Here is a 21,075-nt window from a genome sequence, read left to right as displayed (position 1 = left end):
ACAAGGGAGAGTTAGTTTTGAATAAACAAAAAATTGTGATTATTGGTGCAGGGATTGTTGGGGCGTGTATGGCCTATCATCTAGCCAAACGAAATCAAGATGTAACTGTTATTGAGCGGCACTCAGCCGCGGCGCGTGAAGTCACAGAAAAATCATTTGCCTGGATACATACGACGCATAGAGTGGCTCCTGAATACTGGCATTTGTACGATGCAGCTGTGGAAGAATATCACACACTTCAGCAAGAGTTGTCCGAACTGAAAATTCATTGGCATGGTGCGCTAACTTGGGACACTCCGCCTCTAAGGGAGCAACACTTTCAAAAATTAAACCGGGAGCAGCTTGAGGCATTGGAGCCCAATCTGAAGGAATATCCGGATGAAGCCATGTTTGTCAGCGAAGAAGGTGCGGTGGACCCTATTGCGGTAACGGAGCTGTTGTTGAGCAAAGCGCAAGAGTACGGAGCAAAGATTCAGTTCGACACCAACGTTACACAGCTGAAGCAAGAGGGTTCCCGTCTGGTTGGTGTTCATACATCCAAGGGTTTTGTGGAGTCGGATGTTGTGGTATTGGCTGCAGGAACAGGTACACCCGAACTTTGTAACCCGTTAGGTTGTCACGTGCCGGTAACTTCGTCACCTTCGATTCTGATTCGGATGAAAACTGCTAATAAACGGATACACACATTAATCTCCAATGCGCAATTTGAAGCGCGTCAACTGACAGATTATACGCTACTGGCTGCGGAAGACTATATCGACGAGTCGGAGGCAAATGGACCACAGGCGGTCGGTAAGCGAGCTTACGACACATTGCGTCGCAGTCTCAAGCACGGAAATCAACTGGAACTGGAGAGCATAAAGGTTGGATGGAGACCTATGCCTGAAGACGGTTATCCGATTGTGGGCTTCCATGATCACATGAATGGACTTTATCTGACGCTAATGCACTCTGCAATTACGCTGGCGCCACTGATTGCGCATCTGGCTGCAAGTGAAATTATTGATGGTAAATCAAGAAATGAATTAGACCCTTGCCGCCTCTCACGGTTTTAGATTCACCACACAACGAAAAGGACATCGCTCAAGTGGCGATGTCCTTTTCGTTGTGTATATTTGTTGGAGTCTTCTACACTTCCCCAGTAGCCACCGGATTCTCCTCATAACTGTATTCGCAGCTGCTGGCGATTGGCAATTCCTTGCTAGCTTCATCTACCTGTGAATCTCGCTAGCGGATTTGGCACCTTGACTTTCAAGCCATGGGATCAGTTCGGATGAAAAATTGCGTTTTGCTGTGTCCAGCGGAGTCATTCCATCCCAGCTGGCTGTCCAGTTCAGTTCGGCGCCTTGGTCAAGTAGGTACTCGGCTGCTTCTCTTTGACCTCCATGGCAAGCACACCAGAAGGCAACGGTTACTGCATCGGGAGGAGAAGGGGAGGTGCTTGTTTCCCAAGGATAACGTCCCGGGAGTTGGGCCCCTTTAAAATGTTCTTGTATGGCGTGAATATCTCCAAGGGCTGCCGCATGCCAAAGGGCAAAGATCGCGCCGCGCTCAACCAAGCGCCGTGCTGCATCCCATTGTGCAAAAGCAATAGCATCGTCCAGCGGCGTGCCACCGGTGATCACCGCGCCAGGCGCTTCAATGTTTGCTCCAGCATCAAGAAGGGCATCAAGTACTTGAACGTCATTGGAGCTTGCAGCCCAATGCAAAGGTGTTTCAATATTTGGACCGACAAAAGGAGCGTTCACTTCCGCACCAAACTTGGTCAATACTCGCACGGTATCCGCTCCATTAGGGAAGTGCCCCGGCCAATCCGTCACCACGTGCAGCAGCGTTCGAGAGATACTGGAGTCTGCATCTACGTTGTCAGGCTTTCTTTCTAATACTCTTATGTTTGCCAATCCCGGATTCTCTGCCAGCAGTTGCTCTAACGTTGGAATATCCCCAGTGTGAATGGCTTGAATAACGCTCACTGCAAGTTTTTCATCTTCGTAAATAAATTCCATGCGCCAATCTCCTTCCAGGCTTATATCCATATTCATGAAAGCATCTGAACTGCACATCTGGCATGATACTCTGCAAGCCCTTTAGCGAATTGCTGATCGGGGAATTGTCTGTGAAGCAGTTTCAGTCCTCCTGATATCAAGGACAAATGATGGCAAAATCGATAAAATGTCATCCGCTCCGGGTCGAGATCGTTATTTTTTAAGTAATGATAAAAGTCTCCAAATCGAAACTCCAGAAAGCTATGCTCATGTTCGAGATCGAAGAATCCTGCGCCCTCAATATCAATAAGGCATGGTTGCATAGCATGATCTATCCATATATGATCTGGACCTAACTCTCCATGAATGAAACTATAGAGATCTCTGGGTTGAATTGCTGCTTCCAATTCGCAAAGTTTCTCAAGCAACCTTTCGTCATTTTTCCTTATATCTGTCATGTGTTTGGATGCATAGGATAAGGCTGTTTCGGCATCCAACCGTTGAACTTGGTAGCAAGGCCCAGCTTTTTTACTGTTATCGTTGGCGTTTCCATAAACGTTTCTTTGGATTTTATGCATATTAGACAACATATCCCTGATCCGTTGAAACAACTCATCCCGATCTTTGTGATTTCTATGCTGGAAATACGCTTCGGCTTTCTGTCCATCCACATACTCAACAAGAGCAAAATCATAAGAGTGCCGGTCTCTATCGTTATTTAGATCATACAAGATTGGTGTTCGAATTCCATGTTGAGCGAGAAAGCGAGTATTCAAAGAGAAAAGTTCGCTGCTATAGGAACTGTGGAAAGTGGGTTCATTCAAGATCTCTTCCTGAAAATAGTTGCTGGAAATATCCCAAACGTACAGCATACAAGTGAAACCATTCGTGCAGTCAATTTTGTAAATGACTTTTTGTGCGCCTCCATGTATTCTTGCGATCTGCGTTATGAGGTAACTGGCACCAAATACATTGTGCACATAATCCTGTAATTCTTCATGAGTAAGATGGTTGTTGGACATCATCGACTTAAGCTCCGTTTCAACTGTATTTTGCCGGCCAGCAACCTAAATATATAGAATATTTTCCCAAAAATATAGACTGTTTCTTTTCGATCTGTTAAAGTGTTGATTAAGGTCTGTATATTCATATGTATATTAAAGAAAGGGGTCGGGTACTCACGTTAGTGGGTGATCCGGCCCCTATTTTGCATGCAAGTTGACTCTCTGTTGACTATATATGACCAATGATTTTAAGGAGCTGGGAAGCCATCTTACATTTCAATGAACATCTTTTATTATGGAACAAGGCATCTATTAAAATAATGGATATTCGCCATATAACTATGCAAATGAAGGAGGGACTTCACTCCTACCGATTCCCCCTCGTTTCAAGCGTTAACGAATCTAGCACATCTTAAATGGTGGATTATGAAAGACTACAAGGTTTAACAAACCTCAGTAACGCTATTCCGTCATAAAACGGTGTCAACACCTTGAAAATGGACCGAACTGACGAAATAACGTCTCTGGGATTCGTTAGAATTTAAACCTGTGCTAATGAGAGCAAATAGCGTGTGCTAGATTCATTAAAACAATATAACCCTAACGAAGGTCCTAATCGTTCGATGTGGGCCTCTATGTGGTCTATAAAAATGAAAAAGTACACCAACAAAAGATGAATCTAACTTGTCTTGGTGTTTTATTTATCGTTATTTGACCCGTATAATTGATTAAAATGCACTTCATTCGGAAGGAGGCATCATTCTTTTGAACTATTATTTTCTGGAATCTCAATATCCACGTAGAGGGTTTATTAGTGGCGGAACAACTTTCACTCCCCAATTAGATATGAATTATTTGGCGATAGAGAATCCGTTGCCTGAGGGGACAACGGCAGAGGTTGAGTTAGTGCCTACGGTGCGTAACCTGAACGTAGATTATTTTGAGACGATCACAGGAACGAGACACGTATCAGATCGTTTTAAAACGCTGTTGGAGGAAACGAAAACAAATACACAGTTTATTCCGACAACGGTGTGTTACCAAGATGGTCGTGCGGTTGAAAAAACCTATTGGACTGCACATCAGCTTGATCGTTTGGATATTTTTGATTATGAACGTTCGGAATATGGGCGCAAAGCGGTCATTGCTGCATCTGTACAACAGCCTCCACGTAAGATCGTCAAAGTTGTATCTCAAATCTGCTTTCATGAAGAACGAATTGGCAAGCATGAATTTTTTATGCTGGATTATATAAATATCTTCAAACCCATTGTTTCAAAAGATTTTTACGAAGTATGCCGAAAACATAGGCTGAATCTGAACGTTACAGAGGTCGGAAATGTAAGCATCTAAAATGCTACATGGATATAATGGAAGCACAAAGAAGCCCACGCAAAACGTGGGCTCTTAGTCTTTATTTTTCCCCAGTAGCCACCGGACTTTCTTGTGTATTTTGCTTGGCGCGGGTCAGCTGACTTAGCTCCCTGATCTATGCATCAAGTTTTCCTTTAACGTATAATCCAATTGATATAGTCTTGTATCATTTCTTTGCTTCGTGTTCTATTTATCTTATCCGGCTCTAGATACAAATTGAGAGCCATCCCATTCATAAAGGCATACAGTTTTTCTTGTTCCTTCTCTTCATCGGTTGTACGCAGAAGACCTTCATTTTTCAAGTACATGATGCAGTTCTTGATTGCGTTTTGCAGGTCCTCATAATTGGCGTCGAACCCTTTTTGCGTTTTTCCATAGCTTACAAATGCAAACCAAACCTCCATTTCCAATAATGTTTGTTCATCCGTCGGGACTAGTTCGAGCAAGTATTCAACAATTCTTTCTTGAGGCGCCAGTTCTCTTGCATTCAGATTTTTTATTCGAGTAAGTACCTTTTCCTTAACTAACTCCATTGTAAACGCTAATAGACTCTCTTGTTTTGAAAAGTAATGTCTTAAAGCGCCTTGTGATAATCCGGCCTCCTTCGCAATCGTTCTTGACGTTGCATGATGAATGCCTTTCTCACTAATGATTTTCCAAGTAGCTTCAGCGATAATATTCTTCATCTTCTCATGGTCCACGATTTTTGGCATACACACAGAATATCATATTATTTAACTCAACTGAAATAAATAGACGATGAAGAAGGGATGTGCTAGAATTTATTTAACTCAACTGAATTAAAAAAGAATGGGGCAAACGCAACATGCCACTCAAAGGAGTGCAATTGGAATGAATCAGCAATTCAAAGTAATTCTTCCAGCATGGGGAAAGGCAATCGGCTTATTATGTATGATCATTATATTTGCTGCTGTATTGTGGTTAGTGTGGACCGGAAATTTGAATATAAGGTACACGGCTGATCATGAGGAAGTGATTCCAATATGGCATAGTATGTTACCGGCATTCCTTGGTATTTTTCTAATCTATATGATTCCTTATCAAAGTCATGATTCCTCAATTTTCCAACAAATGGAGAAACAGCACTTGGTCGTTCAATCGATTGTATTATTGCTGTCAGGCGTTTTATTTACGGTTTCTCTGATAACGATAGACCAGCAAGGATTACATTTCCAGCTATATTATTTGGCGTTCAAGTTAACGACATTAATGTTCACTCCGTTGATTTTATTTCTGATTTATCGAAAAATGGCTGGCGGGCATCAAGACATTATATCGGCAAAGCCTCGCTCTCGCGGACACGTCATCGTACCACTAATCGTTATTTTGGTCTGGGGTTATCTAAAGTTCTATTCTCCAATTGCACAACCAGAAGGAGAAATCGTAGCAACCGATATGACAGAATTACTTCTCTTGGTGTTGATTGGTTTTATGATCAATAGCGTATTGGAGGAAGTTTTTTATCGGGTATGGCTGCAAACCCGATTGGAGACGTTGCTTGGAAGATGGCCCGCCATACTACTAGTTTCAATACTATGGTCCATTTGGCATGTCGCCATTCAAGGAAATGGTCATTGGGATATTGATGTGGCAACAGTAATTGCAAATCATGGGGTTACAGGTCTGTTTCTTGGTTATTTATGGGCCCGCTATCGTAAAATATGGGTGATTATCTTGATACATGGACTCATGAATGCTTCTCCTCATTTTCTTTTGCAGATCCTGTTTCATTGAGCGAGAAAGGATTTGGTTGGATCAGTCTTCCCATGAAACATGCCTCTATCTCGCCCATATTCCCGAGTGACGCTCAGGCACTAGAAAATACACCGCCCCAGGCATCAGCCTGCATGGCGGTGTATTTGTCTTTGAGATACTGTAGACCGGTGCTCCGTACCTACTCTTCCCCGGTAGCCACCGGATTTTCCTCATAACTAATTCAGTCAATACAGCTTCCGGAATACAACTTCACGTTTGAGCATCCCGCTTCTTCCAGCGCAATCACGTGCAGACAGGTGATTATGCCTGAACCGGAGTGCAGTAGTATTCCAGCGGCGGTATCGGATACATTAAAGATATACATAATTTCCATGTAACTTAATTTCGTTTGTTCAAATCTCTGAAGGAGAATCCTCAAGTTTGCTAAATGTATTTAAGTTTTACATGACTCAATTGTGGTAATTATACTTACATATCATTTATACTTGTAAGTTTATTCTTAATATTTAGAATTTTAATGTTACATTTGTTAACAAAAAAATATTGTTGTAAATGTATTTATATGTTAGTGTTTATTCATGTTATAAAATATTACATAGTACAGAGGGGGAGCGTAATGTTTATTAACCGAACGATTAGGAAATTTGGGGTTTCAGTAGGGATTATAAGTATGTTTACATTTGCTCTACCTTCAGTGGGTTTTAGTATGCCACTGCAACCAACAACCCTTGATAAGGTAGAAGGTGATTATTATGTAACGTCTGCGATTGAGAACATTCGCTGGGGATCACTGCCTAATCGAGACAGCTCTCCGATTCTTACTGTACCATCAGGAAGTGCTGTAACATTTGATACGGTATCGCATGAGGGAATGATAGAGGATCAAGGGAGAAATCCAGTGGAGTACTTCGGCAAATTCGGTATCTCACCCGATGGAGTGTTGGATGATGCGAAGGTAATTGCGGCTTCTCAGATTAAGCATGATTATGTAAAAGACGGACCTCATATTATCACTGGGCCAGTAGCGGTTGAGGGAGCGGAGCCAGGAGATGTTCTTAAAGTAGAAGTCCTTTCGTTGCAGACTCGAGTTCCATATGGTGTCATTTCTAACCGCCATGGTAAAGGTGCCCTTCCTAACGAATTTCCAGAAAATACAGGCCCACAAGAGGGAGCTAGCGCAACAAAACCGGAATTATATAATAATGTATCTATATTTACGCCTATTGAAGAAATCAACGGCAATTGGTATGGAGTATTACCAACAAAAGCTGGAAAAAATGTACGTTTCCCAATTAACCCGTTTCTAGGTGTTATGGGGGTTGCACCAAATACCAGTGAAGTTGTAAGTTCTATCCCACCTATTGAAACAGGAGGGAATATGGATATTAATGAGTTGGGTGTTGGTGCAACTATTTATTATCCGATTCAAGTTAAAGGCGGGTTATTCTATACTGGAGATCCACACTTTGCTCAAGGAGATGGGGAAGTAGCGTTAACTGCATTGGAAGCTTCCTTAAGGGGGACAGTTCGTTTAACGGTGTTAAAGAAAGGTGATCCATCACTACCACACAGTGGAGAATTTACGCAACCCTTTGCTGAAACAGAAGATTATTGGATTCCAATTGGACTGGACCCTGATTTGGATGAAGCAATGAAAGAATCAGTACGTGAATCGATTCAATTCTTATCTGATAAGCTTGATATGGATAGAAGTGTAGCATATGCGTACCTATCGGCCGCAACGGATTATGAAGTATCTCAGGTCGTAGACCGAACTAAAGGGGTTCATGGACTCATTCGAAAAACCGATTTCCTTGAACATGTTGACGTTGCAATGAACGTAGGTGGTACGTTAATCAAACCGGTTGTCCATAACAATGAGTTCTACGTACCGATTCGAACAATTTCGGAGCTATTGGGCGGTACAGTAGTGTGGGATAATAAGACGCGTACAACGCAAATCAAATTAGGTGCGAAAAATATAAGTGCGCAAATTGGTTCAGATGTGTATTCAATTAACGATAAACTAGTGTTCAATAGTAACGTACCAAAGCTTTTAAATGGCGAAACCGTAGTTCCGGTTTCTGTTATTAATGAAATACTAGGTGCTTATGTCAACTGGACGACGATCGACAAGACGTTAACAGCTAATGTATCGTTAAGTAAAAAACAATAATAGATTTCATTATTCAACCGCGGTGGACAGATATCCATCACGGTTTTTTTCGTTATCATGAATCAAAAAAAGCTACCACTTGATGTCTACTTCTGTGTGCTTTTAAATACTTACTGGGTTGTGTTGTTGAATTGATGTTGACTCCGAACATAGAAAAATACATCGCCGGGGCAGATAAGCCACCTAGCGATGTATTCCTCTTTGAGATAATGTGCACCCTCGCTACATTCTTAATTTTCCCCGGTAGCCACCGGATTCTCATCATAACTGATCCAGTCGCTCCAACTTCCAGAATACAACTTCACATTTGTATATCCCGCTTCTTCCAGTGCAATCACGTTCGGGCAGGCTGATACGCCGGAGCCGCAATAAACGATAATCGCACCATCCTTGTCCAGCTTACTGAAACGCTCTTCTAACACCCCAGTATCTGTCCAACGTCCATCCCAATCCAACACATCTTTCCAAAAATAATTCACCGCACCCGGAATATGTCCGGCCTTGGCATCAATCGGTTCCTCCAGACCTGCATAGCGGCGAGCATCACGGGAGTCAATTAGCACGACACTGCCACTTGCCGAAGCCTGCTGAACATCTTCAACACTTGCCAGCATGGCTGGCTGCACATTCACCTCAAAGGAAGATGGGATCTGAACCGGTACATCCGTAGTCACCGGGAATTTGGCGTTTTTCCAAGCGGAGAAACCTTCGTCCATGATATACACTTGTTCATGACCGATATAGCGAAGCAGCCACCATAGCCGAGATGCATTCATCCCGCCTTGATCGTCATAAGCAACAATACGACTATTGGAGCCGATGCCAGCTTTGGAGAGACGACTTGCGAGCGCAGCTGGATCAGGAAGCGGATGACGTCCTCCGTGCGCAGACACAGGAGAAGACAGATCTTTTTCCAAATCGAGATAGACAGCTCCTGGAATATGTCCAGCTTCATAGGATTGTCTTCCGGCCTCTGGCTGACCGAGCAAGAATCGGCAATCTGCAATAACTACATCCGGTTCATACATTCTGGCGAGCAGCCAGCGCATGGATACAATATTTTTCATCAAATACACCGCCTTATGAGAGTGGTAGAGTCGTTTATTACTATGCATTAAGAAAAAATACGTTATACCGTGGTAGGTTCAACAGGCCCTTTGCCAGCGATAGGAGCATCAGCAGGAATGGGTTGAGGTTTGGTTTTGCCATATCGAATGAAAATCCATACCCCGAATATAATGACCACCCCGGCAGACATCTGTAATGCACTGAGGGATTCGCCGAGCAGCATCCAGGCCAGTAATGAAGAGAATACGGGTTCCCCAAGTACGCCCATGGATACCGTCGTGGCATTCATATATTGAAGCAGCCAGTTGAAGAGATAATGTCCAAAGATCGTTGGCACAATGGCGAGCAGCAGGAAGATTCCCCACTCTGACGCAGCGTAACCTCCGAACGGATGGCCCATGATCAGATTATATACCGCCAGCGTGCAAGCAGCTACGAAGAAAACCCAGAAGTTATACGAAAATGCACTAAGTCCCGCTCGCAAAAATTGACCCAGCAGCATATGAACGGCGACTGCGATTGTGCCAAGTAAAGACAGGACATCACCTTGCAGGGCAGTACCTGCCAACTGGAAATCTCCTGCGCCAATGACGATTGATCCAAGCAGGGCGATGCCCATGCCGATGATCATCATGCGGTTAATTTTGGCTTTGAACAGCCATACCGAACCGGCAAGAATCAGTATAGGCTCCAGCGCGAGAATAACTGTGGAACTGGCAACACTGGTGAGCCGCAGCGAACCCATCCAGAGCAGGAAATGAAGGGCCAGCATCACACCGGATGCAAGCAGCAAGCCCCACTGCCGTAAGCTCAGACGCATCATCTCATGTCTGTATTTCCAGACAAACGGGAGCATTAGCAGATTGGTCAGAAATAGACGGTACATGGCAATGACCGCAACATCTGCGGTAGACCAGCGTACAAAGATCGAAGAGAAAGAAATGGCGATAATGCCGACAAAGAATAACAGATAGATGGATCTGCCGGCACGGTTCAAGCTTGTCATGGGTGTAGCTCCTTCTTGAAGTCTGATAGCGTAAATCACTTCATTATACAGGAGAAGGTAACCGTAGGAAAGATAAAGAGAACGAAGAGATAAGTAGATTGTAACCGGGCTTGTAACTATTCTGTCATTCTCCCGATCCATTTTTCTATTAATCTTCTATATAGAGACATGAAACGAGATAATATACCAATAATCGGGAAAAAATGAAAGTAAGGAAGTGGCATGACAGTGAGAGTTCAACAAGAGAGAGCGGGAGAGCGTGGCAGTATTCCGCCTAGCACAAGTCGCACGAAAACACATAAACGAAGAAAAATCCGGTATGGAAGGGTAATCATAGCTCTAATGCTCTTGGTACTGTTCGTTACCGGTATTACATATGTATTCTTTGGCATGACGCATTGGATCAAAAGCGTTGTGGCGCCGCCTCCGATTACTGTAATCGAACAGCCAGCCAAGCTCGGCATGATACAAGTTACTCCGGATGCGAAGGAGGAGCCGGCACGGTTCCAGGGCCAGGTTCGCAAATTGGCATACATAACGTTTGATGATGGGCCAACTGAATATACGGAACAACTGCTGGATATATTGAAGCAGCATGAGGCGAAAGCTACCTTTTTTATGATCGGACGTCAGTTGAATCAGCATCCAGAAGCAGTGAAACGGCTGTTGAAGGAAGGCAGTTATCCTGGACTTCACAGCATGACGCATAACTATAAAAAGCTGTATAAGAGCGGCAACTCGGCAAACTTTGTGAAAGAGTTCAAGAAAGAGCAGAAGATGGTGCAGGACCTGATTGGTTTTACGCCTCATCTGATTCGTGCACCTTATGGCAGCAGTCCACAGATCGGTGAAAAGTTCAGAGGTGACATTGCGGCGGCCGGATTCAAAATGTGGGACTGGACGACAGATTCACTCGATTGGAATCTTCCCGGTCAGCCGGACAAGATTGTGGCCCGGGTGAGCAAAAGTGTACATCGGGATAAGGAAGTGATTCTGATGCATGAGCGGGAGCAGACGGTGCAGGCTTTACCACGCATTCTGAAGTTACTCGAAGATCGGGGTTACGAGTTCGAAGTATACGATCCGGATGCACACTGGGTAGCCAATTTTAGCGGAGATACCCGCTTGTAATATAACAACAAGATGATGCAAGAGAGGAAGGACTTTGGTGCTAACGAGTAAAAAAGTGGCGCTTGCGGCAGTTAGTGTATTGCTAATTCTGCTGGCGAGTGGTTGTGGAGATCCGCAGGAGCCTGCGGCAAATCAGATAAACCAATTGGTGCTCAGCGGTCAGGAGATCGATCAGAGTTTGAAGACGCTGACCAGTCATGAGCAGGAAGATATGAAGTTATACAAGTCTATTTTAGACAAAGGCAAGAACAAAAACAGTGATCTCGAAGCACTGCTGGATCAGGCAGCAGATCATATCCATGAACGAAGAACGTTGTTGAAAAAGGCGGAAGAGGCCATGGAACAGACCAACGAGAAGACGGTGGCCCTGCGCGGTTCATTGAAAGAACTATCATTTGAAAAAGAAGAAACGTTGGCACAGGCTGAAAAGGTGCTGGATCAATATGAAGCAAGAGCACGTGCATTGGAAAATTTTGTTGCTTCGTATCAGTTGAGTCTGAGTGCCGATGAGCAGTTGTATGATCTGATGAGAGAAAGTGCAGAACCTAATCTGGTTAAGATTAAGCGAGCCATTCGGGTACGGAATAGCGAATATGCGAAGCTTGCTGAATTCCGAAAGAAATTTAACCTCCAGACCAAAGCGTTTAACGGAGCCAATGCCAAACTGGTACAGATGGATCAGGCCAGCTGAGCAGAGGATCTGAGCAACGATTCAGATATTTTGCATGATTGAGCTGCCTGTCTCCCGTGTAAGTACTAGTATACAGCCAAGCCAATGGATGAGAAGCAACATGGACAAGCATCATTGCGTATAAGCTAACGGAGGTGTTCATATGCGAAAAGGAAATACAATGAAAGTCAGTACATCACTCCTGGTTTTACTTATGGGATTCTCGCTTGTGGCCTGTGGGAACAGTAATCCTGCTGCACAGCCACCAGTGAATAATACGGAAGAACAGTCACCAGCACCGGAGCAACAACCAAATGAAAGTGCTGCAATAGAAGCAGAAGGTATCCTGACTGGATGGGCTGATCCGCATACCGTTGAGATTCGAGTGAATGAGAAGCCGATGTCATTCCAGGTGAGCGAAGATCTGCAGAAGTCTCTGGATGATATCGATGACGAAGATTCCGTTCGTTTCAAATATGTAGAGAAAACAATTGATGCAACAACGAAACAGTTGGTACTTACAGAGATTGCAAAGATTGAATCTAGTGATGACAATAACGGTTCCAATGCAGGCGGTACAGTAACGTCCGATCGTCCGAAGACATCAGAGCTGGAAGTGACGGTAGAAGGAATGACCGAGAAACGTCCAGTGACATTGGCACAAGCGAAAGGTTATTCACTTTATGTGTTTGAACCGATGGCTTTTGACGCCGAAGACCATGAATTAACAATGAAGATTGATCCGGATTATGAGGTAGAGATTGAGAAGCTGCCGGCGAATTACAATCTGGATGCGCTGAAGATGGATGCCAAGGAAGAGTTGTCCGAGACCGGAGAAGTGAAGCAGTTAACGGCTGAACAACTCAGCAACGGCCCGATGAAGGATGCAAGATTATACATGATGTCCCAGAATGATAAGAAAACAGAGTACTTTATTGTCAAAGAACTGGACGGCAATGGTTTCATTTTCCACATCCAAGCACCTATTGGTGAACCTTCGGAAGGTTTCCTGCCCATGGCATATGCATCCCTCAATTCCATTATGAATGAGTAGAAAAGGGATGAGCTACAAGGCTGAGCCAAACGATGTATTAAATTAAAAAGATTCCCCAAACAGCGTGTTTCCTTGAGAGAGGAGATACGCTGTTTTATTAACGTTACTACAATATAGATAGATGTACCGTGCCGTGCCACGCCGTGCATAGACAAATAGCCGGAAGGAGCGATGCAACTGCATAGGTTCCTCCCGGCTTCTTGGCCGTGCTTCTATTCAGTTTGCAGGATCAAACCCATGCCCTGATCCGTTACTCAGGTTAGTATGGTCGATTCCTTGCGCCCTTTGAGTTCCTGATAACGGGCGATTACATTCTGATGAACGGGATGTTCGTCGGGAATTCCCATGCGTTCACGTATGAAGGCGGAGACGCCATCTTCGCGAATCATGTGTTGTAGCTTCATGGCTTCCTCGTCGCGCTTGTAATTGAACAGCATTGCGGCCGCCATGGCAGAAGTTAAATGAGGAATTTCAATTCCGAATTCACTGGCCTGCATCGCTGGGCGAACAAGCCGATCATGAGGCGAAAGCTTGCGAAGGGGGGAACGTCCGACCCGGGTGACCTGATCCGTCAGGTTGGGATTGGCGAAGCGTTCCAGTATGGTATCGATATATTTGTTATGCTTCTGAGCGTTGAATCCGTGCTTCTGGATAAGCATCTGACCGGTCTCTTCCATAACATGGCGCACTTTGGCCCGCAGGGTGGAATTACTCATCACCTGTCGGATCGTCTTGAATCCTTCGAGATAGCCGAAGTATGCGGCGACACAATGGCCTGTATTGACCGTAAACATTTTACGCTCGATATAAGGTTCAAGCGAATCCACATAGTGGACGCCATCTATTTTCTTAAATCCATCCAGAAGTGCTGGACGATGAACGACCCATTCGTAAAAAGGTTCAACAGTGACCTGCAGCGGGTCTTTGTGGTTTTGAGCCGGAACAATCCGGTCCACAGCTGCATTGGGGAAAGAAACATAACGTTCGGCTTTTTTGCGAGTTTGTTCATCCAAAAATGGATAAATGCGTTTCTTCAGCCTGGTGCTACCACCGATGGCATTTTCGCAAGCGATAATATGCAGTGGAGCCTGATTATTGTTTTTCATGCGAAGTTGAATGCCTTTGGCGATCGGTTCGGCGATATCTCCGAGTGCAGATACCCCCACCGCGGTTGTGATCACATCGGCTGAAGCAATCTCTTCAGCAACCAAATTCTGCTCACTCACATTGATAGCCGTCACGTTGTTGACAATCGTGGTGTCCTGATCTCTATTGGCAAGTGTAATCGGATATTCCTGCCTCTCTTGAAGCATGGAGATTTTCTTCGGGTTACGTGCGACAAAGCAGACTTCGTAGTTGGAAGCGGACAACATATGACCGATAAAACCGCGGCCTATATTGCCCGCACCAAAATGTACAGCTTTCATGTGTGAACTCCCCCTTTAAGGATTGAATCGCGAAATTCGTGCAGACCTTAGACGGTAGTGACGAGTGGCTTCGAAATCAAATCATTAAATGTAAGGTCGGTCAAGCAAGATAACCGTTGGTGAGGCATATCGAATTCCAGTGTTCCTGTGATGGTATTCGAGATGACTACGCAGTGCATACCAGCCGCAGCAGCTGCACGCGCGCCGTTAGGTGAATCCTCAATCGCTACGGCTTCGTCTGCAGTTACTCCAAGGGCTTCAAGCGCTTGAATATAGAGTTCCGGGTCAGGCTTCACATTTGCAACATCATCTGCCGTACGAATGACTTCAAAATAATCTTTCAGTTTCAGTTGTTCCAGATGTTGTTCAACCCACTCCCGTTTGGAGCTGGATGCTACAGCCAGTTTCAGTCCAGCTTCACGTGCTTGTTCAAGATATTCCTGAATACCAGGACGCACCTTTTCTTTGTTCATCAATGCAGCGTGCTGCAACTGAACGGATTCCCTGAACGCTTCCCGATCGATCGGAAGATTCAAATCTGTGATGAGGTACTCATACGGATTAAATGTTTTCAGACTGGTACCGATGCATTGTGAATACATCTCCAGGGTTAAATCTACGCCGTGTTCCTTGTAAGCATCACGAAAAGCAATATACCATGCTGTCTCTGTATCAATAATCGTTCCGTCGAAATCAAACACCAGTGCCTTAATCATAAATTTGTTCCTCCTGTTTCAGAATTAGTTTGGGGATAAAACGAAAAATGAAAATTTTCTGCAAATTCATTCCCTGTATTCATTAACCTGCGGGATATTAGTTGACGCAACAAACCGAAAATGAATATTAATTTGGGAAAAAATATGCGTTTGAAGCTAATAAAACCGTAACATAGGACAAACCGAAGGGTCAAGCGCGTCATGATTGTTTACATTGAAAATTTTCACATGTATGATTTGTTTTCAGAAAATGATGAACGTTGCAAACCGTTAACCCTTTTGCATGTAAGCGGTGTACTGAATAAACTGTTTTTACAGCTCGAAAAAATAAAACTTTTTTTATGAAAATTGGATAGTCTGGCCGTTCAACAGCTCTCGACACTTTTATAATAGAAGAAATGGAGCTGAATTTATTGGATTTTATTAGCTTTACGCCAGATCAGGCCCTGTGGGAGAATGGAAGAAAGATTCTGAAAGTATATGGAGTAAGGGAGGAAGACAAGCATGTTGCAAAAGGACCGTTTCAATGGCTGCTTCATCGGGCTTGCAGCGGGTGATGCGTTGGGAACTACCGTGGAATTCAGCAGCCCGGGCACATTTGAACCCGTAACGGATATCGTGGGTGGAGGTGTATTTGGGCTGGAGGCAGGGCAGTGGACAGATGATACATCCATGGCTCTGTGTCTGGCAGAAAGTTTGGTACGTAAAGCAGACTTTGATCCTGCGGATCAGATGCGCAGATACACCAATTGGTACAAGGTCGGGTATATGAGCAGCACAGGCGATTGCTTCGATATCGGCGGGGCCACACGAAGTGCCTTGGAGAGGTTTGAGATAACTGGAGAAGCCTACAGCGGATCAACTGACCCGATGACGGCGGGCAATGGCTCTATCATGAGGCTTGCACCTGTCGCGATGGCTTATGCTAATCAACCAAACGAGGCGGTTCGTTATGCCGGGCTGAGCTCCCGGACAACACATGCTGCAACAGAAAGCGTGGAAGCATGTGAAGTGCTAGCCGCCATAATTGTTGCCGGTCTGCGCGGAGCGGACAAGAGCGTCATGCTGATGCCGGAGACATGCAGACAGTGGAGGGAAGAACCTACTTTTTCGCCTGCAATTGAAGAGGTTGTGATGGGTTCTTATCAGAGCAAAGAACCTCCCGAAATTAAGGGCAGTGGTTATGTGGTTCGTTCACTTGAAGCAGCACTATGGGCGTTTCATAAGTCATCAAGCTTTGAAGAAGGCGCGTTGTTAGCTGTTAATCTGGGTGATGATGCGGACACTACAGGTGCGGTGTATGGGCAGATCGCAGGTGCTTATTATGGATTGAGTGGTATTCCGGCACACTGGCGGGACAAGCTGGCTATGCGTGAAACGTTCGAACAACTAACAGATGCCTTGTGGTTGAAGGCGACAGAAAATCGTTGATTAGAGACAGGAGAAGAGAACATCTATGAGCACCACAGGACACACAACAGAACCACAGGCTTCGCAGTCAGGTAAACGAGGGGCGTTTCCATTATCCCTGTTATGCCTGACGATAGGGGCTTTTGCGATTGGTATGACTGAATTTATTATTATGGGCCTGCTGCCCAATGTGGCAACAGATCTGAATGTAAGTATTCCGCAGGCGGGACAACTCATTACGGGATATGCGCTTGGTGTAGCGGTAGGTGCGCCGATATTGACCGTATTTACACACAAGATTCCGCAGAAAAAACTGCTGGTACTGCTGATGTGCATTTTCATTATCGGGAACGCATTGTCCGTTATTGCTCCCACCTATGGGTTGTTAATCTCAGCACGGATATTAACGGCATTTGCCCATGGCACGTTCCTCGGTGTAGGTTCAATCATGGCGACGCGGCTTGTTGCGCCCGAGAGAAGGGCAGGAGCGGTATCGGTTGTTCTCGCGGGGCTAACGATTGCCAACATTATTGGCGTTCCGTTTGGTACGTTTATCGGGCAACAGCTTGGATGGCGGTCATCTTTCGGGGCGATTACGATCTTGGGCATCATTTCGTTGATTGGTATCATTCGTTTCATTCCCGTCCTCCCGCAAGGAGCACCAGCAAACCTCGGACAGCAATTTCGGAATCTGGTTCGTCCACAAGTGTTGCTGGTTCTGCTTATTGGGGCGTTGGGGTGCGGAAGTTTGTTTACAGTCTTCACCTATATTACGCCGATGCTTGTGGATATTAGCGGCTTTGCAGAGCAAAGTGTGACCTGGATTCTGGTGTTGTTTGGCTTCGGTGTAACCTTGGGCAATTTGGTTGGCGGCCGTCTGGCAGACTGGAAGCTGATGCCTTCGTTAATCGTCAACTTTGGGATCTTAGCTGTTCTGTTAGCTGCACTTACGATTACACTAGAGAATCCTTATCTCGCGGTAATCACCATATTCTTCTGGGGTGTAGCCGCGTTTGGTATTATGCCGGGACTTCAGATTCGGATTATGAATATGACCCGCGAAGCGCCGCTGCTGGCGACAACCTCAAGTCATTCGGCATTTAACCTGGGAAATGCCGCTGGTGCCTATATGGGTGGGTATGCAATTACGCATACAGGACTTATCTCAGTGCCTTTGTATGCTGCAGTAATTGCTGCACTGGGTTTGCTGGGTTTGTTCATCAGTCTGTTGATGAAAGACAGACTGGCTTCACCCGAGGGTGCAGAGGTAGTTAATCCAGTATCCGTACACTAAACAGATGTCAAGAAAGCCTCAGCCATCCTGTGTAACCAAGGGCTGAGGCTTTTTGGGTATGCTGTTTTAATAGATTTCAAGCTCATTGATTCGCACATAGGTTGGCTGATGGGAAGGACCTTTACTCGCTACGACACGGATCTTGGAGGTACTGACTGCTGAAAATGTGTGTGAACGCGTTAACTCTTGATTGCCTGTAATCTGTACAAGATTCACCCAATTTGAGCCATTCCAGTATTGCAGATCATAATTGGCAAGCGGGTATCCCTGGGTGGTGTACAGATCAATTCGCTGGATTGAACTCGATGCCGGCAAATCAATGACGACATATTGGGGAAGTGAGGAATTACGGTTATTGGCCCAGCTATAACTTTCCCCCAAGGCCGTGTTACGATCTCCGTCATTGATTCGGGCTGCTGAATACCCGGGATAGGTGGAAGTTACCGTTATGGCAGCATTTCGTGCCAGGTTCTGTCCGGTTCCCGGATTGGTAGGGGTTTTCACCAGATTCACCAAATTCCAGCGCAGCTCGAAGAGTTTGAAGGACTTATTAAATACAGCTCCTTCTCCTTTGACGAGAGCATCAATCTTTAGAGACATGGTACTGGGTACATTATTGCTGCTTGTCCATTTCCCTGTGCCTTCAATGCCGGCAAAAACACTTACCTCAAGTATTTTTTTGCCGGCAATTTTCAGACCGACTTCCGCTTTGGCTCCTGCCCAAGCAGTGATCTGTCCTTCAATTTTATGGGTTACCGTAAGATATCTGTTCACACTGCTGTAAGGCTGGATCTTCACGGGAATAAAGACACGTGTTTTCCCTTTGACTCCCGCGGTAACCGTGTATCCCTGATCGACCTGAAATTCAAAGGTGACGTTGCCGTCAATACCAATGACCAGAAAAACGCCGACAGATACGGCTCCAAGATTGCCAGCACCAATGTTGAAGCCCATGATTGGAACTTTGACTTCTTTTTTGAACTTGGCATCACCTTTGATATAGATGTTGGCTTTTTCACCAGCGGTAAATTTCAGATCATATTTTCCCCAAAATCCGTATTTCCCCGTAACTTTGGGTGCAATCAAGGTGAGCTTGCCACCTGCTTCAACGAACACTTTGTTACCGTTTGCATTTTGTTGATTTACAAGTACCTTCTTGAAATCACAGACAAACTCATTGCCGGATTTTTTGCAATTGGCAAAATCACCTGCTCCAGCAGCACGAATCACATCATTCAGATCCGTTGAATTAATATCAGTTAATTCCGTGGAGTTTATTTCATTCAGATCCATATCATTTGTATCATTCATGTCCATGGAGTTCACATCATTCAGATCCATGGGTGCGATATCCGTGGAAGCGATATCCATTGTTTCTGCATCCGCAACAGTGTCCATATTTGCATCTAAATCATTTTGAATCGTGTTGTCGATGTTGAACTGTCGCATTTCAGCATCGTCAGTTATATCGGTCTCTAACAAGGAAGGGGTTTCCTGAACAAGCCATTCCTTGCTATCCAATACCATCTCAGGATCAGGCATGACGATATTACGCTCTTCGAACGAGACCTCCTGCTCGGGAATATCATAGTAATCGAACAATTCCTCCACACCCGGAGTGGTGTAATCTACCCGCATACCACCAGAGCTTCTATTGACGCTTGTAACTTTGATAGCCCGGGCAGAGGACTGATCGAGAAAGATCTGACCAGGAGCTAGGTTATTACCGATCTGGGCAGCCTCTTGGGTGCTAAGTTCTATAGAACCTTTCTCTTCCACCGTTTCAAAGACGGCATTTACCACGGGAAGTCTCTTCACCATGGAAGCAGGCATGGGTTGGGTTGGTTTTAACTGATAATCGACTTGCTCGAATTGACCTGAAGAAGAAATGGGGTTGCTAACAGCCAGTCCATCTTCGGAGACGTTAAATGAGATTCGAAAATATGCTTCTGAAACTGGAGCATTCACATTGGTCTTGCCTGCCCAGATCCAGCGTGCACTGGTCTCCTCAGGCATGCCACTAATCTGTTTCCAAGGATCACTGCCATACCGTCCGAAGTCAGTAGCACGTGACCATGACGAATCATCGAATTTGGGTTGCTCCCAACCTTCGATATATCGTTCAGATACTTTCCAGTTGAAATCCGTAACCAGATTCTCATCTCCGTAGCTAAGGTCTGCCAGCAGTCCCGCATAGAGGCCTATATCCTTCGCTTGAACTGCAATCACATTGATGCCAGATTGAATGGGCACAGGGAACGTATAGGCTTTGGCCCAGTCGGTGCCTTTTCCCGTCTGTCTGCCGTTTATAAAAAGTGTGAACTCATCATCTGCGGTTATAGATATTTTTCCTTCATTGTTAGATGCAGCATAGACATTGGATGGCCATAATCCTACAAGTAAAGGCAGCAATAATGTAATAACCAGGAATGAAGCCCATGCTTTTTTGATCGACAAGCGTACATTGAACATCATCATTTTCCTCCCAGAAAATAAAGTAGTTGCAAAAGATATTGGCGGCCGAAACGTTGAAACTTTTTCGTAAGCATATCTCAGAAGAAAAATATTATGAATCTATTGAAATTGTTCATAGACACCCCCCTATGGAAGCTATAATAAGGTAAAATATTCAATTTAACAACATTATTTTACAATTTTAAATTATGATTCGAGAATAAAGAAGAAAGAAGAAAAACTCTGATGCTCTAAGATCATTGAATTGAATCGCTAGAAATGAAAATATTGTTGCAAAAAATGGATAAATAAGTTTAAATATACTATATAAGTAATTCTATGTCGGAAAAACAGAGTGAAATCTACAGGTTCAGTGTTTTCTGAAGGGAAGGGAGGTGATCTAACCTGTTTATTGTAAGGGCTTTCAATTTTGGGTTGAGAGGAAGCTTGCTTCACCGCGTTAGAAAAAAGTTGAACTTCAGCATCAAGCGTAATCCAGTGAAACTTCGAGAAACGCATACTTAAGTTTGACAAAATTGAGAGGAGAAATTGAGATGAAAAAACGTATT

General features: G+C 44.6%; 17 protein-coding genes. 9 read left to right on the top strand and 8 right to left on the bottom strand.

Features of this window, described 5'->3' with window-relative positions; translation table 11 throughout:
• Nucleotides 1-17: 17 nt before the first annotated feature.
• Complete coding sequence (locus tag MHI52_RS22625) at nucleotides 18-1,055, top strand: NAD(P)/FAD-dependent oxidoreductase (RefSeq protein ID WP_405157662.1); 1,038 nt, start codon at nucleotides 18-20, stop codon at nucleotides 1,053-1,055.
• Nucleotides 1,056-1,211: 156 nt separating this feature from the next.
• Here the strand turns inward: MHI52_RS22625 and MHI52_RS22620 are convergent, their stop codons facing one another.
• Nucleotides 1,212-1,973, bottom strand: coding sequence for an ankyrin repeat domain-containing protein (locus MHI52_RS22620; RefSeq protein ID WP_405157661.1), 762 nt, complete (start codon nucleotides 1,971-1,973; stop codon nucleotides 1,212-1,214).
• A gap of 65 nt (nucleotides 1,974-2,038) precedes the next feature.
• Complete coding sequence (locus MHI52_RS22615; RefSeq protein WP_405157660.1) at nucleotides 2,039-3,010, bottom strand: phosphotransferase; 972 nt, start codon at nucleotides 3,008-3,010, stop codon at nucleotides 2,039-2,041.
• A 744-nt stretch (nucleotides 3,011-3,754) separates the two neighbouring features.
• Here MHI52_RS22615 and MHI52_RS22610 point away from each other — a divergent pair.
• Nucleotides 3,755-4,342 carry an imm11 family protein gene (locus MHI52_RS22610; RefSeq protein ID WP_405157659.1) on the top strand — a complete coding sequence of 196 codons (588 nt, stop codon included), beginning with the start codon at nucleotides 3,755-3,757 and terminating at the stop codon, nucleotides 4,340-4,342.
• A 155-nt stretch (nucleotides 4,343-4,497) separates the two neighbouring features.
• On the opposite strand, the gene MHI52_RS22605 is transcribed toward MHI52_RS22610, so the two are convergent.
• The gene (locus MHI52_RS22605) at nucleotides 4,498-5,076 is read right to left on the bottom strand and encodes a TetR/AcrR family transcriptional regulator (RefSeq protein WP_127544902.1); all 579 of its coding nucleotides are present in this window, start codon (nucleotides 5,074-5,076) and stop codon (nucleotides 4,498-4,500) included.
• A gap of 139 nt (nucleotides 5,077-5,215) precedes the next feature.
• Here MHI52_RS22605 and MHI52_RS22600 point away from each other — a divergent pair, with 139 nt between their 5' ends.
• Nucleotides 5,216-6,118 carry a CPBP family intramembrane glutamic endopeptidase gene (locus MHI52_RS22600; protein WP_405157658.1) on the top strand — a complete coding sequence of 301 codons (903 nt, stop codon included), beginning with the start codon at nucleotides 5,216-5,218 and terminating at the stop codon, nucleotides 6,116-6,118.
• Nucleotides 6,119-6,716: 598 nt separating this feature from the next.
• The gene (locus tag MHI52_RS22595) at nucleotides 6,717-8,276 is read left to right on the top strand and encodes an acetamidase/formamidase family protein (RefSeq protein WP_405157657.1); all 1,560 of its coding nucleotides are present in this window, start codon (nucleotides 6,717-6,719) and stop codon (nucleotides 8,274-8,276) included.
• A gap of 230 nt (nucleotides 8,277-8,506) precedes the next feature.
• Here MHI52_RS22595 and MHI52_RS22590 read toward each other — a convergent pair whose 3' ends face one another.
• Nucleotides 8,507-9,343: a sulfurtransferase gene (locus tag MHI52_RS22590; RefSeq protein WP_405157656.1), complete on the bottom strand. Its 837-nt coding sequence runs from the start codon at nucleotides 9,341-9,343 to the stop codon at nucleotides 8,507-8,509.
• Between the two features lie 62 nt (nucleotides 9,344-9,405).
• Complete coding sequence (locus MHI52_RS22585; protein ID WP_076318813.1) at nucleotides 9,406-10,350, bottom strand: DMT family transporter; 945 nt, start codon at nucleotides 10,348-10,350, stop codon at nucleotides 9,406-9,408.
• Between the two features lie 228 nt (nucleotides 10,351-10,578).
• Here MHI52_RS22585 and MHI52_RS22580 point away from each other — a divergent pair, with 228 nt between their 5' ends.
• From MHI52_RS22580 to MHI52_RS22570, 3 genes are all read left to right on the top strand, one after another.
• Entirely contained in the window at nucleotides 10,579-11,481 is a 903-nt protein-coding gene (locus MHI52_RS22580) for a polysaccharide deacetylase family protein (protein WP_235431597.1), read from the top strand.
• A gap of 37 nt (nucleotides 11,482-11,518) precedes the next feature.
• Nucleotides 11,519-12,172 (top strand): YkyA family protein, encoded by a 654-nt coding sequence (locus MHI52_RS22575; RefSeq protein WP_100529005.1) that lies wholly within the window; start codon nucleotides 11,519-11,521, stop codon nucleotides 12,170-12,172.
• A gap of 142 nt (nucleotides 12,173-12,314) precedes the next feature.
• On the top strand, nucleotides 12,315-13,205 hold the full coding sequence (locus tag MHI52_RS22570; RefSeq protein ID WP_405157655.1) for a hypothetical protein: 891 nt from the start codon (nucleotides 12,315-12,317) through the stop codon (nucleotides 13,203-13,205).
• 254 nt (nucleotides 13,206-13,459) lie between these two features.
• On the opposite strand, the gene MHI52_RS22565 is transcribed toward MHI52_RS22570, so the two are convergent.
• Together MHI52_RS22565 and MHI52_RS22560 are read right to left on the bottom strand one after the other, a co-directional pair.
• Nucleotides 13,460-14,632 carry a mannitol-1-phosphate 5-dehydrogenase gene (locus MHI52_RS22565; protein WP_405157654.1) on the bottom strand — a complete coding sequence of 391 codons (1,173 nt, stop codon included), beginning with the start codon at nucleotides 14,630-14,632 and terminating at the stop codon, nucleotides 13,460-13,462.
• 47 nt (nucleotides 14,633-14,679) lie between these two features.
• Nucleotides 14,680-15,348 (bottom strand): HAD family phosphatase, encoded by a 669-nt coding sequence (locus MHI52_RS22560; RefSeq protein ID WP_036668502.1) that lies wholly within the window; start codon nucleotides 15,346-15,348, stop codon nucleotides 14,680-14,682.
• A gap of 504 nt (nucleotides 15,349-15,852) precedes the next feature.
• Between MHI52_RS22560 and MHI52_RS22555 the strand changes: the two genes are divergently transcribed.
• A complete protein-coding gene (locus MHI52_RS22555; protein ID WP_405157653.1) occupies nucleotides 15,853-16,779 on the top strand; it encodes an ADP-ribosylglycohydrolase family protein in 927 nt (308 codons plus the stop codon).
• A 25-nt stretch (nucleotides 16,780-16,804) separates the two neighbouring features.
• The gene (locus MHI52_RS22550) at nucleotides 16,805-18,052 is read left to right on the top strand and encodes an MFS transporter (RefSeq protein WP_340984578.1); all 1,248 of its coding nucleotides are present in this window, start codon (nucleotides 16,805-16,807) and stop codon (nucleotides 18,050-18,052) included.
• 66 nt (nucleotides 18,053-18,118) lie between these two features.
• Here the strand turns inward: MHI52_RS22550 and MHI52_RS22545 are convergent, their stop codons facing one another.
• Nucleotides 18,119-20,509 carry a hypothetical protein gene (locus MHI52_RS22545; RefSeq protein WP_405157652.1) on the bottom strand — a complete coding sequence of 797 codons (2,391 nt, stop codon included), beginning with the start codon at nucleotides 20,507-20,509 and terminating at the stop codon, nucleotides 18,119-18,121.
• Nucleotides 20,510-21,075 lie beyond the last annotated feature (566 nt).

This window comes from Paenibacillus sp. FSL H8-0283 (assembly GCF_045040675.1).
GTDB lineage: Bacteria > Bacillota > Bacilli > Paenibacillales > Paenibacillaceae > Paenibacillus > Paenibacillus amylolyticus.
The sequence above is the reverse complement of the archived record's forward strand: the minus strand, read 5'-3'. Positions and strand labels throughout refer to the sequence as shown.